At 42.1% G+C, this 17,841-nt stretch carries 14 protein-coding genes; 6 read left to right on the forward strand and 8 right to left on the reverse strand.

The window, feature by feature from the left end:
• The 3 genes from ACILP5_RS09235 to ACILP5_RS09245 all read right to left on the reverse strand — a co-directional run.
• A partial coding sequence (locus tag ACILP5_RS09235; protein WP_395618369.1) for a hypothetical protein occupies nt 1–4,681 on the reverse strand: 4,681 nt, incomplete at its 3' end.
• Nucleotides 4,682–4,790: 109 nt separating this feature from the next.
• A complete protein-coding gene (locus tag ACILP5_RS09240) occupies nt 4,791–5,948 on the reverse strand; it encodes a helix-turn-helix domain-containing protein (protein WP_395618370.1) in 1,158 nt (385 codons plus the stop codon).
• Nucleotides 5,949–6,033: 85 nt separating this feature from the next.
• Nucleotides 6,034–7,227 (reverse strand): hypothetical protein, encoded by a 1,194-nt coding sequence (locus tag ACILP5_RS09245; protein WP_395618371.1) that lies wholly within the window; start codon nt 7,225–7,227, stop codon nt 6,034–6,036.
• A 105-nt stretch (nt 7,228–7,332) separates the two neighbouring features.
• Between ACILP5_RS09245 and ACILP5_RS09250 the strand changes: the two genes are divergently transcribed.
• The 3 genes from ACILP5_RS09250 to ACILP5_RS09260 all read left to right on the forward strand — a co-directional run bounded on the left by ACILP5_RS09250 (nt 7,333) and on the right by ACILP5_RS09260 (nt 9,398).
• On the forward strand, nt 7,333–8,700 hold the full coding sequence (locus tag ACILP5_RS09250; protein ID WP_395618372.1) for a peroxiredoxin family protein: 1,368 nt from the start codon (nt 7,333–7,335) through the stop codon (nt 8,698–8,700).
• Nucleotides 8,701–8,859: 159 nt separating this feature from the next.
• The gene (locus ACILP5_RS09255; RefSeq protein ID WP_395618373.1) at nt 8,860–9,108 is read left to right on the forward strand and encodes a DUF4160 domain-containing protein; all 249 of its coding nucleotides are present in this window, start codon (nt 8,860–8,862) and stop codon (nt 9,106–9,108) included.
• Nucleotides 9,108–9,398 (forward strand): hypothetical protein, encoded by a 291-nt coding sequence (locus ACILP5_RS09260; protein WP_395618374.1) that lies wholly within the window; start codon nt 9,108–9,110, stop codon nt 9,396–9,398. Before ACILP5_RS09255 ends, ACILP5_RS09260 begins: the two co-directional genes overlap by 1 nt.
• 283 nt (nt 9,399–9,681) lie before the next feature.
• Here the strand turns inward: ACILP5_RS09260 and ACILP5_RS09265 are convergent, their stop codons facing one another.
• From ACILP5_RS09265 to ACILP5_RS09275, 3 genes are read right to left on the reverse strand one after another with little or no spacing between them, the layout of a single operon-like run.
• Nucleotides 9,682–11,172: a GH3 auxin-responsive promoter family protein gene (locus ACILP5_RS09265; protein ID WP_395618375.1), complete on the reverse strand. Its 1,491-nt coding sequence runs from the start codon at nt 11,170–11,172 to the stop codon at nt 9,682–9,684.
• 7 nt (nt 11,173–11,179) lie between these two features.
• Nucleotides 11,180–11,983, reverse strand: coding sequence for a tetratricopeptide repeat protein (locus ACILP5_RS09270; RefSeq protein ID WP_395618376.1), 804 nt, complete (start codon nt 11,981–11,983; stop codon nt 11,180–11,182).
• The gene (locus ACILP5_RS09275) at nt 11,937–13,361 is read right to left on the reverse strand and encodes a DEAD/DEAH box helicase (protein ID WP_395618377.1); all 1,425 of its coding nucleotides are present in this window, start codon (nt 13,359–13,361) and stop codon (nt 11,937–11,939) included. The genes ACILP5_RS09270 and ACILP5_RS09275 overlap by 47 nt, the downstream gene beginning before the upstream one ends.
• A 64-nt stretch (nt 13,362–13,425) precedes the next feature.
• On the opposite strand from ACILP5_RS09275, the gene ACILP5_RS09280 reads away from it, so the two are divergent.
• From ACILP5_RS09280 to ACILP5_RS09290, 3 genes are read left to right on the forward strand one after another with little or no spacing between them, the layout of a single operon-like run.
• Nucleotides 13,426–14,532: a chloride channel protein gene (locus ACILP5_RS09280; RefSeq protein WP_395618378.1), complete on the forward strand. Its 1,107-nt coding sequence runs from the start codon at nt 13,426–13,428 to the stop codon at nt 14,530–14,532.
• Nucleotides 14,532–15,713: a M14 family zinc carboxypeptidase gene (locus ACILP5_RS09285; RefSeq protein WP_395618379.1), complete on the forward strand. Its 1,182-nt coding sequence runs from the start codon at nt 14,532–14,534 to the stop codon at nt 15,711–15,713. The genes ACILP5_RS09280 and ACILP5_RS09285 overlap by 1 nt, the downstream gene beginning before the upstream one ends.
• Complete coding sequence (locus tag ACILP5_RS09290) at nt 15,714–16,349, forward strand: acetyltransferase (protein WP_395618380.1); 636 nt, start codon at nt 15,714–15,716, stop codon at nt 16,347–16,349.
• On the opposite strand, the gene ACILP5_RS09295 is transcribed toward ACILP5_RS09290, so the two are convergent.
• Nucleotides 16,344–17,069: a 3'-5' exonuclease gene (locus tag ACILP5_RS09295; RefSeq protein ID WP_395618381.1), complete on the reverse strand. Its 726-nt coding sequence runs from the start codon at nt 17,067–17,069 to the stop codon at nt 16,344–16,346. The two genes, ACILP5_RS09290 and ACILP5_RS09295, sit on opposite strands and share 6 nt — an antisense overlap.
• 30 nt (nt 17,070–17,099) lie before the next feature.
• Nucleotides 17,100–17,834 (reverse strand): lipoyl(octanoyl) transferase LipB, encoded by a 735-nt coding sequence (gene lipB, locus ACILP5_RS09300; protein ID WP_395618382.1) that lies wholly within the window; start codon nt 17,832–17,834, stop codon nt 17,100–17,102.
• Nucleotides 17,835–17,841 lie beyond the last annotated feature (7 nt).

Raw genomic sequence — 17,841 nt, forward strand, 5'->3', positions numbered from 1 at the left:
CTAAACCATCAGCCAAACCATTTATTCCATATGGTGCAGCAGCTATTGCATTGGCAACATTCGCCGTAGTTGTTTTAACTACTCCATTTAATCCATTTTTTACAGTACCAGTAGATAAAGTTCCATTCACCCCTGCCTCTAATGCATCTGTACATCCATCACCATCCGAATCTAAATCTAATCGATTGGCAATTCCATCATTATCGGTATCTAAGTCAAAGAAGCAAGAAGCAAAAACGGCTAAACCACCCGTTCCAGATGTCGACGTTCCTCCATTAATTTTAAAACTTAATTCTGAAATGCCCACTTCAGCTGCACCTGCTATATTTTTTAATTGTACAATACCCCATGACTGAGTGGTACCTGTATTGGCTACTGTTGTTCTAAAATAAGGCGTACTCGTAGAAAATGGCGCACCAAAATATTTAGTAAAATTCCCGTTAAAATTACCTGTATTATTAGGCTGTGGCGTCCATACTGAATTCGTTGGCCCATAGCTTGTTAATAAATTAAAATCAATGCCAGAAATGACTGTGCCATCTTTTAGTGTAGCGGTGAAATCACCAATACGATCGTCTTGATAAATGGATGCAAACTGTAGCACCACATCCGATACTGGTTGATCAAAAATAAGCTTATATCCATCTTGAGATTCCGTAAAAGAATTTAACATCCATGCTGGGAAAGCTGCATTATAACCTAAGACCCCAGTTGTGGTTCCATTGATATTTTTTATTGTATAATTAGGGGTAGTTGAACAAGAGCTTTGTTCTGTTTGATCTAACACACCATCATTGTCATCGTCTAAATCATTGATATCTGAAACATTATCTCCATCAGCATCTAAACAAACAGATGTGCCTGCATAAATGACATACCCATAATTGTATGCGCTTGAATAAATGCCATTATCAATTGAAGTTTCTAATGTATTTGCAAATCCATTTGTTCCATAACCACCGTTAGCAATGGCACCCGCGACTCCTGCTGTTGTTGTCACAACAGCTCCATTACTACCATTTTTAATGGTACCAATATTTAATGTACCTGTAACACCTGCTTCTTTTGCATCAGGACAACCATCACCATCCGAATCTAAATCTAACCTATTAGGAATTCCATCGTTATCCGTATCAATATCTGTTGCACCACACAATACCCTAAACTCGCCCAAAAACATATTATAGGCTATATGAACCGTTAAGCCATCCGTACTCACTTGATTTAGACTATTGCCATCAATATCATACCAACCATTTAATATATTTAATTTTACTTTAGTTGCATTTACAAATGTTTGTGGAAAATTAAACACCTGTGCACCCGGATTTGATCCACTTCCATTGGGTTGCGCTGTGGTATATACACCTGTAGTAAATACTTGACCATTATTATAGGTGATTTCTACGGTAAAATCTTTTGGCGGCGCATCACCACCTCCATAATTGTATGCATCTGGCGCCCACAATACCACGCCACCAATATTAGAATTAGCTGGTAATGTATAATCAATAAATCCTGATGTTAAGGGATCTTTTAATAACCAGGCATCGCCTAATGTAGCAGGGGCAGTTACTAATGCGCTTAGTCCTGTACCTGTAAAACCTGATCCATCAATTGTAAGTGATGCTGTGCTACCTCCATAAACTGGACTTGACGTTGCTGCACTTGGAGTAATTAAAATAGATGAATTACAATTTGTCATTTCGATGGCATCCAAGATTCCATCATTATCATCATCTAAATCAAAAATATCCGCAACATTATCTCCATCTGAATCAAAGCAGCCACTAATTAATGAACTTGCTGCATTAGCATAGGCATAAGATCCAGCATAAATACCACTCTCAGGAACAGTTTCAAGTGTATTAGCAAAACCATTATTGCCAAAAGTTGCCGAAGCAGTTCCTGAACTAACTACGACACCAGTCGATGTTAATAAATTAAATGCAATTCCTGCTTCCTTTGCATCAACACATCCGTCACCATCGGAATCTAAATCTAAATGGTTGGGTGTTAAATCCCCATCAGTATCAGAGACACAATTTGCCTTCGGAAATTTCGAAGCTTGGTAGGCACTCATATTCACATCAAAATATACCCCTGTGGCTATACCCGCTAATACATTCGCTGAGATAACTCCCCTAATTCTAAAAAACTGATAGGCACCAGCTGTAGCAGGAATGACGAATTTGTTTGAACTGGCTAATGGTAATGAACCATTTACAGTTACATTATTTGCATTTAGTGGCGATGCGATAGGCGCACTCAATAAATCGGTCCAAGTAGTGTTATCATTCGAACCCTGGATCATTAAGCTTGCTGCTGTTGAAGCAAAAATTTGCGTTGCAGAAGATTTATCAATATAAAAAGCATCTAACTTGACAGGCGCCAAGAAGCTAAATTTCATTAATTCCTTATTCAGTTGATCTTGAGCTGGGGTTGTTGAAAACTGAACATTACCGTTCAATCCACCAAGCCCATTAGTTAAGTAATTAAAATTATTACCCCAAGCTAATGTTGTTAACTGAGAACTGACTTTAACAATTGGAGACCTATCTAGTGAATTCCATTCCGCAGGCGTATAAAAACAAGATGGAGACTCAACTGCATCTAAAATACCATCATTGTCATCATCTATATCTACTAAATCAGCAACTCCATCACTATCGCTATCTAAGCAACCACTCTTGGATGCATTTATGGCATTGTTATCATAGGTAGAAATATAATTAATACTGCCAGCAGTAGCACTTTCATAAACATTTAAAAGACCATTGGAATTACCATCCGCACCGGTTGGATAAGCAGAGATACTAGTAGCAGTCGATGAACTCTTTGATTCAATCGCATCACTACAACCATCTCCATCGGAGTCTAAGTCCAAATGGTTTGGTATTCCATCCTTATCTGTGTCACATTTAAGTGGTGCAGTTTTTGCATAAATAGTATTAAATAAAGTTGCAATTTTATTTTGGTTCATTCCATACCAATCATCAGGAGCAGACCAATTTTGTGTCATGGAGCCATCCACAAACCAAGCAACAAATTGATTCTGATTCGTCGTACCCGGAATTTGCTTAATACCCGCTACAGCAGCATTAGTGGCCGCAGGAGATTTCAACAAAATATCCTGTGTGGCTACATTCATAATAGGTACATATACCGCACCTTTTAGTGAGCTGACATTAAAATAAGGCGAATAGGTATTCTGTGTGTTGACAACATAGGTCTCTGTCCAACTAGAGGCAGTACCTAGAGCCGCATAATTTGTTCCATATACGCTATTCAACAAATCCATTAAACTACTTCTGTTGCTTGCAACACAACAGTTATCGGATTGAATGATGAATGCGTTACTCGTTTTATTTAAAATAGAGGTTTTTAAAGCTGCCCAATGATTAGGGTGAATGGTATTAAATGCTGCACCACCAAAAACTACCATATCATAGCCATCATAAAAACCTGCTGGTACAGTGGCGTTTTCGATAATGTTGGCCTCCACGATTGTGCCCCCAATTCCTAAATTATTTTTAAATTCTAGAAAGAAATTAGAACGCATAGAGTTACTGGCATTTTCCGCAGAACCAGCAAACAACACTTTTTTAGGAGATGCGTCACATTCTTGGGTATCCAAGGCGCCATCATTATCATCATCTATATCCACGATATCTAAAACGCCATCGCTATCCGTATCTAAGCCGACACAGGTATTTAAGTTGGCCGACAAAGCATAGTTTGTATATGAAGAGGCATAGGTAGTTACGCCACTTTCCACTGGGCTTTCTAAATTATCTGCTAATCCATTTGCACCAAAGTTGGCAGAAACAACTGCACCTGCTATGGAGGTTGTTGTAGTGACAACACCAGTATTGTTTCCGTTTTTAACAAAGCCAGATAATAATGTTGCAGTAACCCCAGCTTCTTTTGCATCCGGACATCCGTCCCCATCTGAATCTAAATCAAATTGATTTGGAATACCATCATTATCTGTATCACAAATCTCATACAATGCATCTGATGAAACGGAGATGCTTGCATTTTGCATAGGAGAAGCTAAACCCGTATTTTGGAATTGTATATCATGACTTGTTGCAGTTGCAGTAAAAGTAATGAAACGCGTTTCCCATCCACAACCTAAACTTGGTCTATATTGGTCAATAATTGTAGTTCCTAATTTAACAGTAATTTGTCCTAATGCTGCAGTAGAAGCGAATTTGGCATAATAAGTTTTTAAAATATAAGTTCTGCCAACTACTAAACCAGATAGTGTTGTTTTAAATGCCTCCTGTGTATTTGAATAAAAGTTAACCCATGATTTATGGCCATTAGGTGCAGCGGGTGCTGTCCCTATACATCCACCAATCCAATTACCATAAATAGAATATGCCGTTGTAGCAATGTCCGGTGAAGAGTTGGTAATCGTCCAACCAGCAGGAACTGCTTGTTCAGTAATCCCTGCAGTTGTGTTTGTTGCTGGTAATTGAATGCTAGATTTACAATATTCATCTATATCTAGTATACCATCGTTATCATCATCTAAGTCAATAGAATTTATAATCCCATCCCCATCGAAATCATCAGAGGCAGCTGTACCGCCTACGGTTTGCGCAAAAGCAAACACAGAAACCAGCTGAAAACAGATAATTAGAACAACACGAATCGGTAAACGTAATTTCATAAAGTGCTCCGCCGATGTAGAAATAATACAACTCGGCAAACAAATAAAATGCAATCAAGTGTGGGGATTTGTCAAAAAAACCGCTTTTGACAGAATTTGGACGAATGAATTAACCTATTCTGGAGCTGAAATACTCCTTAGGAGTGCAACCTTTGGCCTTTTTGAAAGCCGTATAGAAACTCTGACGAGAACCAAAACCCGAGGCTTCAGCGATTGTCTCTACAGAAGATTTTGCTAAATAAGTGGGATCACTTAGCTTCTCTTCGATATACGATATCCGGTAATTGTTCAAATAATCCCGGAACGAAATTCCGTGCGTATGCTTCATCGCCTGACCTATCAACCGGTGCGGATGACCTGTTAGCGACCCGAGCAATTCTGCGGTTAATTGCGAATTCAAAAACACTTCCGTGGTTTTAAAATATTCTTCCACCTTAGCGGCTAATTGTTGCAATCGCTCGCCCTCTTCATCCGTCAACACCACTTCTGGCTTCTCAGGACCACGTAAATTTTCAGCAAGAATTTTGACATCCAACAATTTGGGATTAATAGCCAGATACAATAAATGAAAGACAAATTCGGCTACCAGCAAATAATCCGTGTTGATAAAAGACGCCTTTCCATTATCTGTATAAATAAACGTATGCCAAATGTAGAAGAGTGTACTGAACCGAAAGACCAAAATCCCGATAACCCAATAATGAAAGAGCCCCTTTTCAAACAAAATCTGATTCTTCTTTTCTTTGCGAAATTGAAGATAGTAATAGACCATTCCCACATAGAAGACCAAGTACATCAAAAACTTAGCATACACATGGTATATAGGATCAAACCACATAAATCGCTCACTAAAAGCAAAGAAATCTCCCTGGGCTAGCATCCATTTAACTTCTACAATTTTTGTCGCCTTATCACTTAAATAAAATGGCGTATTCTCGATAAGTTGGATAACGAAAGGAATAAAAAAGAAAAGGTGTATGCGCTTGAACTTCGCCTTCGGATGGAATAAATACCAAAGGAACATAAAGTTCAAAGGGGGCAACGTATAAAAAAGAGGAGCTAAGGTTCGGAAAAAATAAGGTGTCTCAATAATATTTACAGGCATCAAAAAATACGCCGCAACAACCATGTAACCTAGTAACAAAAATTCAATGGCAAGGATTTTAGCTACAACTAAATTCCCTTTACGAAACAAAAAATTAAGGCCGAAAAGCACACAAAGTGAGCTGACGATAGAGAAAAGATAAACCGAACCGATGTTTAACATTTAGAACATTTGAATAACAACTTAAATAACAAAAATTGGACAACTGCGTGTGTCAAGAAAAATGACATCGACATTTTTTTGACAATTAGCGGTTACTAGCTCTCTCGGAGAAAAAGGAAGCCGGTGTGGTGCCATGTAATCGATTTACCGCATTATGAAAGCTTTGTCTTGAACCAAAACCACTTAATTCCGCTAACATATCCTGCGAATACTCCCGCCACTCGGTATGGGAAGTTCTTTTATCTACGATGTAATTTATTCGCCATGAATTGACAAAATCTGGATACCCTAATTCGTAGATATAGGAGGTTGTGCGCGATAATTCTTTCGTGGTAATACCGATTTGTTTAGCTGTTTTCTCTAATGTTAAATCAGGGTCTAAAAACGGCATTTCTTTCGCAAAAAATTCCTCTAGCCGTTTAGCGTACTCCTCATACTTTTTCAGTTTTTCGGCGTCCTCATTCGGATCTGGCTGCCTATGTTCTTGATCTAGCCGCTCCACAAGTATTTTAAAAGTATGATGATCTAGCAAGGCTGGACGGGACAAGACTACGCCTAAATTCACAAATGCCGCCAAGTGCATCAGCAAATCCGCATAGGAAAATTGTAAATTATTAAACCCAATAATTCCCATCACATAAGCAATAATAAATACCATGGACAGCAAACCTAAAGAGGTATAGGATAGCATCCAGTTTAATAAGAATCGATTAAACTTTAAGGAAATCCTGTTTTTAAGGATGTACAAAATAACCAAAACAAAAGAAGCCAAAACATAAAATGTAGACAAAACAACCTTTATAAAAGTCAACACCTTTGGGCTAAAAAAAGTAACTGTCCCAGGGAAATCAACCAAAGACTTATACCTCAGCATTAGATTTATTTCATTGATTTTATCCTCTACTGGTCCAAAATAAAAGGGCATCAACTCCGCTGTATGCAACACAAAAGGAAGAAATAAAACAGCCTGCCACACCCGAAATTTGCGCTTCGGGTACAGCATAAAATACACGAATAAAAACCCAACAGGCCCAGCCAAAAATTGAATGGGCGATACCAGCATAAACGTGTGTGGATACTGAATTAAACGGCCTCCTGTGATAAAATAGGCCAAAACGATTCGGATACAAATAGCTATGAAAGATAGCCCCAAGAACTTCGCCGCTAACAATCCCCCCTTCTTTGTAATCAAGTGCAAACCGAACAGCCCCATCAAGGTGGAGATGACAAAATCATAGAAAAATTCAACGATGGTCAGCATGGCTAATTTAGGTTCCACCGAAATATAGAATGAATTTTGATGAAAATAGTTGTGATTTTACAAATTTTAAGAAAAAATCACGTTATGAAATCTGATTTTCTCAATCTATGTATATTTGCCCCCATGAAACGATTCCTTGCCCTATTTTTGTTTTTACCTCTTTTCTCCCATGCGCAGTTTAAAATCACCGTTTCCCGCTCCAAGAGCCCTATTTACTTTCGTGGGACCCTATTTGATGAAAAGAATTTCCTAGCAAAAGACACCCTTCGCTCGTCCGTTTTATCCTCTAAAACCCCCATCAAAGGCGGCATTTATTATCTACAATTCGCCCCCTCGAAAGAGCGCATTTATTTCAATATTGAGAACAACGATAAATTTGCCTTGACCTTTTCTGGCCCAGCTTATCTTGCTTCTGCCCATTCCTCAGACCCCAAGAATGAGGTGTTTTTGAACTACCAAAGACTCGAAAAGTCCTTTTCTGTCATTGACTCATTATATACTGTAGAAATTGCTCGTGGTCGCAAATTCAAATTTGCAGAGAAAGCCGCTTTTTTTCAATCCAAAACAGCTTCTTTAGTTGCTTTCCGTAAGAAAGCTCTCGTGTCGTTACCCCCTTCATCTACGTTAGCGCTCTATTTCAAATCTTTGAATTTGCTCGATGAATCCGTTCCTAGCCGTACGGATTACGCGGCTCGTACCCGCTTTTTTGCGAAGATTCCCTTCAGCGATGGCAAATTATTGTTTACCCCCACTTTCCGCTCTTTGCTCGTAGAATACCTTTCTTATTATCCTTTGCAAGCTGATTCTATCCGTGTAGGGGTAGAAAAAGTAATGGCCAAAATCGACTGCAGCGCTAAGTCCTATCCCTTCATTTTCGACTATTTCAGCTCCGTGATGAAGAACCGAAACATCGTAGGAAACACGGAGGGCTATGCCTGGTTTTTAGTGAAATATGGGGTGGGGAATGGGTGCGGCGCGTTTACCGCCGCGCAGAAAAAGGCCTTTAAAGAAGAAGCTGAAAAATTAGGAGCCTTGAAGACGAATGCTTTGGCAGAAAATATCGTGTTGAAAGACACCGCCGGTGTGACGCAAGATCTACAAAAGTTTGCATCGCAGAATGATTATACATTATTGATGTTCTACGCGCCTACCTGTGATCATTGCCAAAAAGAGGTCCCCGAAATCGACTCCACCACCTCCGTCATCGAGCGCATCAAGAACCTAAAAATCGGCCGCTTCGCCGTCTGCAACGAACCCGGCATATCCCGTTCTGTTTGGCTCGACTTCATCACAAAATACCGCGTCAACACGAACGTCCTTCACGTCGACCTGCCAGCAAACTCCCCTATTCGCAGCACCTACGACGCATTCTCGAATCCTACCTTTTATCTATTGAATCGCAAGGGAGAAATTGTGGCCAAAAAAATCAGCCCAACAACACTTCGCAAATACTTCGCTGGGGTGCAGGTTGCACAACCTAAAGTGCCCTAGGGAGCATTAATGGCCATATTGTGTGATATTATGCTCGAGGTACTCAGAGGACTTTTCAGGTATTGACACTTTCTGTCAATACGCTCATTTCGATTATCAATAACCTGATAGGTTAGATTCTTTTTTTAGTGGTGCTTTGTAAAAATAACCACTAATAATATGCCCGAAATTTGCCGATTCTTTGGCCTAACGATATACATGTTCTTCAACGATCATCTCCCCCCTCACTTCAAAGTGAAATTTGCAGAATACGAGGCCGATATTAAAATCCTAGATGGCTCCATTTTAACTGGAAGTTTACCAAAGAATAAACTAAAGCTAGTACAAGCATGGGCAGAAATTCATACATTTGAATTAATCACCATGTGGGATAGCAAAAGTTTTCACAGTATTAAACCACTTCAATAATGATACGCATAGATAGAATAATCGAAGTTGCTCCCTATTATGTTGACTGCCTATTCAATACGGGAGAATTAAAGCGAATTGAAGTACTCCCACTCCTATTAAATCACCAACATTTAAATGGAATTGATCTGTTAAAAGATCATTCTATCTTTGAAAAAGCGATGATCGGGGAAATGGGTGAATTAAAATGGGAAAAAATCATTTTATCCCCTAAAGATGATTCCGGACAGCGTTGGGATTATGATATCTCCCCTGAATTTGCTTACGAAATAGGGAATGTTTTAGTTTAAAGCCTGTTATTCAGGCTTTTTTTATGAACAAAAAGATTTTGTATATAAATCCTTTCGAAGTCTTAAAGTACATTTTCGAATATTGACAGAAAGTGTCAATACCCGAAAAGCCCTCTGAGTACCTCAACGTTTATTTCACACAATAGTGCCCTCAGGAACCTTAATCGACATATTCGACTAAATCGCGGAGCGATGACTAAGCCGTAGGCGACTAAACGACAAGGTCGTGACTAAGCTAGAGGCGACTAAACGACAAGGTCGTGACTAAGCGGCTCCGCCGCGACTAAGCCCGAAGGACGCCCTCCGCCAGCACCCGGTCATTCGAGAGACGGGGAACTTTGTTTTGGCCCCCTAATTTACCCTGAGACTTCATATACGAAATAAATGCCCCCGCAGGCAATGAAGTAAGCACTAGTGAACGCAAGATCGAACCCGTAATCAGGTCGCGGTAATAGATATTCTGCGCACACATGGATGCGTCGACGGCTTGTTGAAAGGCCTCCATAGAGCTAGGCGGCGAAGAAAATTCCACCAACCACTCATGATAAGGCAAGCCAGACGAAGGAGAAACCTGTGGTGCCACGGTAAATTCAACCACTCTTGCTTCAGGACACGCAGCAAGGCCCGCAGCTAAAGCCTTCTCGACTTCTTCTGCGATGACATGCTCTCCAAAAGCTGAAATAAAGTGCTTGATTCGACCAGTCACCACAATCCGATAGGGATTTAAAGAAACGAACTTTACGGTATCGCCGATGGAATAAGACCAAAGGCCCGCGTTTGTCGTCAATAAAAGTGCATAATTCACGCCTAAGGAAACCTCGGTGAGGCTTAGGCGAACTGGGTTTGCGCCGAAATAGGTATCTGTAGGCACAAATTCAAAGAAAATGCCGCCGTCTACGTTCAACAATAGCCCTGGTTCGCCCGAGGAGTCTTGAAATGCTATGAACCCTTCAGAAGCTGGATACGTCTCCACTACGTCGATTTCTCGTCCTATCGAGGCCATTAGTTTCTCGCGGTATGGTTCGAAGTTCACGCCGCCGGTAACAAAAACTTGGAAATCGGGGAAGAGGTCGCCTATTTTTTGGCCGGATAATTCCTCTAGACGATCAAAATACATCTGTACCCAAGGCGGAATACCCGAAATCAATCCCATCCGCTTCGAAATCGTTTCTTGCACGATCGCCTCGAGCTTTTGCTCCCAGTCTTCGATACAATTTGTCTTATACGAAGGCATTTGATTGCCGCGCAAATAGCCGGGAACATGGTGATTCACGATGCCAGAAAGGCGCCCAGTGGGAACGCCATTGGTTTCAGACATCTCTGGTGAGCCGCTTAAAAATATCAACTTGCGATCCAAAAACTTGGCATTGCCGCTATAATGAACGTAATGCAAAAGCGCATCGCGGGCTGCTGTAATGTGAAAAGGCATGGATTCCGATGAAATCGGGATGTATTTGACGCCGGAGGTGGTGCCGGAGGTTTTGGCAAAATAGGCTGGTTTACCTGGCCAAAGAATGTCTTCCTTACCTGCCACCACTTCGTCAATATAGGGTTTAATGTCTTCGTATTCGAAGATGGGTACATTCGAGCGGTAATCGAGGTAGTTCTTGATTTTAGAAAAAGAATGGCCGCGGCCAAAAAGGGTTTTCTCGGCTTTCGCCACCATTTGCTTCAACCAAAAGTCTTGGCGCTCGAAAGCCTGCTCTTGGCTTAAGCGGTACTTTTTAACGACACGGGCCGCTAGAGGTTTGGCAAGAAAGGAACGAATACCCATCGCTACACTATTTAAAAATGCCTTTCGGGTCTGGCATTTTCGCTGCTAACAATGACCCAAAATTCAAGTCCAATTGCAAAATATCAACCACTCGGGCCTCATGAAAATAGGTCCATGCTAACTCATAATTCTCTTTGAAATACGCCACCTGGCTACGCTTCATTAATGCATTCGCGTTATTTGGATCCTGTTGCAGCGCATGTTTCAATTCTTCATCTACTTCATCCAACGTTCCACAATCTAACCCTTTTTCGTAACAGCTCAACTTCACAATGGCATAGTCCACACGCATCATTGACTGCGTTGAATCGATCTCTAATCCCTTGTTTAACAGGCGAATAGCGAGATCATTATCTCCTCTTTGGTAAGAAATAACACCTAGGCCCCAAAAGGCATCGACGCTGTTGGGATCTAAAGCGCTAATTAGATTAAAGCGGTGCGTTGCGGTATCTAAACGCGCAGAGGCCACATATTCCCATGCGCGTTCTGCAAAGAAGGTAACGGCTTCAGACCGTGAGGCAAAAGAGGCATCACAGCTCGCCACAAATTCATTTAGCTCTTTTTGATCGGCTTTCGAAAGGGGCTTCGAACCATACAAAACTTCGTACTTCGCTGCGCGAACCGGCGTTTTTGTAATCGGAGTAGCCGGCGCCTTCGGCGCCGCCGCCTCACTTGCTCCTTCCGCCTTTCTAGTCTGCGAAAACGCTGTGAAACTAGCAAACGAAATCAAACACAATAACAATACTCTTTTCATATTCACAAAACTAACGTTTCTTTTTACTTGACGCAGCACCCGGACGGAATTTTGCATTCTTTCCTGGGCGATTATTTCTGACAATTGGCTTAGGTCCTTGAACTGCGCCACCTTTAGGGCCCGCCTTAGTCACGGCCTTTTTCTGTGGGACTTTCTTCCCTGAGGCCTTCGCCTTAATGACCCATTTTTTATCGTGGAACGCACCCTTAAAGTCTGGATCCTCGCGTTTGCGCTGATCATCGACCGCGCGTAACATATCTTGTTGCTCTAAAAAGGGCGTTTCTTCAATCTTGATTCCCTCAGGCAATTGTTCGATTTCGATCTTCTGCTGAATGATCTCCTCAATCTTTGCCCAGTGGTAACTCTCCGCTAAAGTGATAAAAGTGATCGATTCGCCTATCTCCTCCGCGCGACCCGTACGTCCGATTCGATGGACATAATCCTCATAAATCAAGGGAACGTCGAAGTTGATCACGTGTGACACTTTCGGGATATCGATCCCGCGTGCTGCCACATCCGTCGTCACCAAAACGCGCACATTTCCTTCGCGGAATTGTGCCATGGCGTTGATGCGGGTGTTTTGGCCTTTGTTCGAGTGAATAACACGGACCTGGTCTTTAGGCAAGCTCTTTAACAACCATTTCTCCACATCGTTTGCCGCATCTTTTGAGCGACAGAAAACCATAACCCGATGAAAATCAGGGTTTTGCATGAAATAAGCTAGGGCATGTAACTTGGTTAATAAGTTAGGCGCCTCATAAACCGATTGCGTCACCTGACTCGCTGGCGTAGCCTGCGGAGTGATTTCGATCTTCATCGGGAACTCCAAAAACTCGTGGGACAAGTTCTCCACCTTCTCTGGGAAGGTCGCGGAAAATAGCCCGTTCATACGTTTTTTGTAAGGTATTTTCTCCAAAATCTGACGAATCTGCGGCATAAAGCCCATATCCATCATCTTATCTGCTTCGTCTAAAATCAAGAATTTTAATTCCTTCACCACGATCACGTCCTTCCGGTATAATTCGAGGAATCGACCCGGCGTAGAAACGAGGATGTCGACGCCTTCTTCGAGGGCTTGGATCTGAGGCTTTGGCCCTAATCCACCGTACAAAGCAAGAATTCGCAAGTCGGTAAACTGCGCTAATCCAATCATCACGGTATGAATCTGCATGACTAACTCACGTGTAGGCGCTAAAATCAAGGCCCGAGGATTCTTTCCCTGCGCATACTTGCAGCGCATCAAAATGGGCAAAGCATAAGCGGCCGTTTTTCCCGTACCCGTCTGCGCGATGCCTAGTAAATCATGGCCTTGCAATAATAAGGGAATCGCCTTCTCCTGAATGGGCGTGGGTTTCGTGTAACCCACCGCTGTGCAAGCGCGCTGTAGCTGTGGATTTAATCCCAAACTTAAAAATTCATCCATTGGATTCGGCATTGTTATTGATTTGCAAAGGTAAGGAAAATATAATTCTTACCTTTGAAACAAAAATACGATTGTTTTGGCTCGCATTAAGGCATTTCTGTTGAATCTAGGCCTATTGGTCGCCCTCTCCTTTGCCACAGGGAGCCTATCCTCGCTATTTTTGATCGGCCTTGACTGGATTCAACACCACGGACCCTATTTATACGCCTTGCCTATTTTAGGTTTAGTCTTCCAAAGCTTCCCAATTCCTGCCTACCTCATCATCCCCACTACCTGGCTCAGCCATCTAGCCGGAGCCTCTGTCGGAAGAGAAGGAGTAGCGGTAGCAATGGGTAGAATACTCGGGGAGAAAATTCCTGAATCTCCGGATTTCTCAAAAGACCTTTTTTCTAAAGCCGGCATGGCCGCTGGCTTCGCTTCGATTTTCGGGACACCTCTAGCCGGCGCCTTCTTTGCACTCGAAGTAGGAGTGGTGGGCAAAATTAATTTTCGCCATATCCCTGCCTGTCTTTTGGCCGCCTTTTTTGCGAATTATGTGAGTCTCCACGTGTACGGCACAAAACATCTTTCTTATCCCTCGATTTTTTTGCCTTCCTTTTCAGCTGTATTTTATGCGAAATTAGCACTCCTAGGCCTATTTTTAGCCCTAATCGCCCTTGTCTATAAGCGCTCAGAATCGATTATAATTTCTGCATTCGACAAATCCCCCGTACAAGGTCCGCTAAAAGGGATTCTCGCGGGCTTGATTTTGTTCGGAGTCCTCAGCATCCCGGTGTTTCACGAAACTCCTGGTCTCGGTGCAGAATTTTTATTGCGACCCTTTACTGCTGTTGCGCCCGACTTTGCCCTTTGGAAATTACTCGCCACGAACCTAAGTTTAGGTCTTGGGTTTAAAGGGGGAGAAGCGACACCCTTATTTTTAATCGGCTCGCATGCGGCGTCTGGATTTGCATCTTGGCTCTCGTTCCCTTTAGGATTATCGGCGGCCATCGGGTTCGTCGCTTTGTATGGAGGTCTTGCCAAAACTCCGCTGGCAGCCACCTTCCTTGGCATAGAACTATTCGGACCATCCGCCTGGTTCATCTATCTTATCATTACCCTGATCGTTTTGTTTGGTTCAGGAAAAAAAGGAATCTTTGCGTCTCAAACCTGGGCAGATTATTTGCCTAAACCACTTTACTAATGTTTACAAAAGCCTTCGAACAGTACGACTCCTTCCGCGAAAATCGCCTAACAAAACGCCGCTTTTCAGCGTCTTTATGGTCGGAATTAATGACCGAATGGTCTTCGCATTTTGCCATTCGCGAACTTGGAAAAACAGAAGAGGGCAGACCCATCCACGAGGTAAAATGGGGCGAAGGTCCTATACAAGTCATTGCTTGGTCACAAATGCACGGAGACGAAGCCACAGCCACCATGGCTTTAGCCGATATTTTTCGTTTATTATCCACTTCAGGTAAACCGAGTGAGGAGTTTAAGCAAAAATTGCATCAGAAAATCACTTTGCACGTCATTCCTCGTTTAAATGCAGATGGTGCGGAAAGATGGCAACGCGAAACGGCACTAGGCATTGATATGAACCGGGATGCAACGAAACAAAACTCGGTCGAGGCACAAATTTTGTCCGCCTGGGCAGACGAAATCAAGCCTGAATTCGCCTTCAATCTACACGATCAAAACCGTTTATATTCTGTAGGAAACAACCCAGAGCAAACCCACATTGCCTTCCTAGCAACCACAGGAGACGATGAGGGAACCTGGACGCCTTCGCGTCTACGCGCCGGCCAAATCTGCAACCGCATGCTTTTGCAAATCCAGCCCCTTATCCCCGGAAAAATAGCGAAGTGGACGGACGAATATGAATCCCGAGCTTTTGGCGATACTTTCTCGTCTCGTGGATATGGACTTATTTTGTTAGAATCCGGTGGGGCAGGATGGGACCTAGAAAAACACGCGTTACGCAAATTAAACGCCTGTCTTTTACTCGACGCATTTTGCGCCATCGCAGACGGAAGCTATGCGTCAGAATCCATTACAAACTACGAAGCGCTTCCTACGAATGAGAGAGCAATCGTTGATATCAAAATAACCGACGCCCCATTGAGCTCAACCGTACGCGCAGATGTCTTATTTAACCTAGTTGAAACACCCATGACCGACGGAAATATCCATTATTCCTGGGTAGTAGAAAACATCGGCGACATGTCTCCTTTCTATGGATTAACAGAAATCGACGGGAAAGACTTACATTTGTCTCCTGATTCAAGCATCTCATTAGGCGAGAATTACACTGAATTAGTCCTTTTGAAAGCCGGAAAACCGAGTTTCAAATTATCAGATTACACGCATAAAATACAATCCTAAATGACATCTTTACCTGTAATAATTATTGGAGTTAATCCTTTTGGCCTAGAAGTAGCCCACATCTTTGAGAAAAATGATGTGGTGGTCTACGGGTTCTTAGATGATGATCCAAAGAAAAAGGACACGAGCATCGGCGAAATTCCCGTCTTAGGAACGGCTGATGATGAGTCTTACTTCAAACTGATTGGTAAAAATTGTAACGTTTTTGTCGCTTTAGAAAACCCCATCGAGCGTAAGAAAATGATCGAATTGATCTTGGAAGAACGCGAAGTAAAACCGGTAAATGCAATCCACCCATCAGCAAACATCGCAGATGTAAAAAGTCTTTCTTACGGTGTATTCATCGGCAGCGGCGCACAAATTTTACCTGAAACAAAACTTGGTGATCACGTGATTATTGGCTCTGGAACCATCATCGAAACCGGTGCACAAATCAATGATTTCGCATCCATCGGAGCAGGTTCAGTAGTAGGTAAAGAAGCCATTATTGAAAACAATGCCTACGTTGGAATTCACTCGACAATCGTAGGTAGTGTGAAGGTAGGTAAGAGCGCAACAGTAGGAGCGGGCAGTGTGGTGATTGAGAATGTCGCGGCTTCAAAACGCGTATTCGGCAACCCAGCCAAAGTATTATAATTTGACAATATTTTCAGGCGCAACTAGATCTAAAAAGTGAAAACGTAGGTAGAGTTGCGCCACCACAATAACATCTTCTAGGCAATAGTCATTGATCCTAGCTAATCCATTTTCTTTGTAAAATACGCGGTTCACCTGGTCTCCAGAAAGGTCGGCTTTGGCCCCAGAAATACCCATCAATTCTGCTAACAATTCCAGCGAAGTATAGGATCTTCTATCCCCAAACTTCCACATCTCCATCGTATCCTGGTGAATAATTTCCCATGGTTTCTTCCCCTGAAGCTGCAAGGATTTCGGAATCTCCAAACCGTTAATTAACATCCGTCTGCACAGATATGGGAAGTCAAATTCCTTCCCATTATGAGCCACCAGGGTCAATTCTCTCGACTTATACGTCTTATTTACGAAGGAGATGAACTCCGTGAGAAGCGTTTTTTCGTCTGCATGTGCGATGGTCTTCACTTTTAAAGCCATCTCGCCCTGCTTATTCACGAACAAAAAGCCCATTCCCACCACAATAATCTTACCAAATTCGGCATACAAAGGGGCCTTTTCGAAATACATCTCTTCCAAGCTAATATTAGTCGGATTTACTAGATTCTTCGCCTTTTTTACCCAAAACTCTTTCATCTTATCTGAAAGAAGGGAAAAATCAGATACTCCTGACGAAGTTTCAATGTCTATGAAGAGGGTATTCTTGAAGTTCTTTAAAGTATCCATTCTGTTTGTTCCACGTGGAACGAATCGCGATTAAAATTTTAATGTTTCACGTGAAACATCTACTAATTCCATTTTAAATAGGTCAACTAAATGGCTTTTGACCACGTTCGACACTGCTTGAATATCCATTTTTTGACCTAATTCCTGCTGTAATGAAGTTACTCCACGAGTGGCAATTCCACAAGGAACAATATGCGAGAAATAGCTTAAATCCGTATTTACATTCAATGCAAAGCCGTGCATACTAATCCAACGAGACGCTTTTACTCCCATCGCACAAATCTTTCGCGCATCCTCCTGAGTTGGATTAATCCATACACCCGTCAAACCATCAATGCGTCCTGCTACTAGACCGTAACCCTCACAAGTCTTAATTATTGCTTCTTCCAGCATCCGTAGATACAAGTGAATATCGGTGTAAAAATTCTCTAAATCTAAAATGGGATAGCCCACTAATTGACCGGGTCCGTGATACGTAATATCGCCACCGCGATTCGTCTTGAAATAGGTAGCACCAATTGTAGATAAAAATGACTCTTGTAGTAACAAATGGGATTCGTCGCCGCTTTTACCTAAAGTATATACGTGTGGGTGTTGGCAGAACAAAAGAAAGTTTTCTGTGATCTCTTTGCTATCCTCAGAAAGTCCGCGGTTCGATAATTTAACAGCCGCTATGCGATTTAATAAAGACTCCTGAAGATCCCAAGCTTGCTTGTATTCTATCAGTTTTAAATCAACAAATTGGACTTCTTTATTCTGCTTCATTCTTTAT

It is taken from the genome of Aquirufa sp., from assembly GCF_044239315.1.
In the GTDB taxonomy this organism is placed as follows: Bacteria; Bacteroidota; Bacteroidia; order Cytophagales; family Spirosomataceae; genus Aquirufa.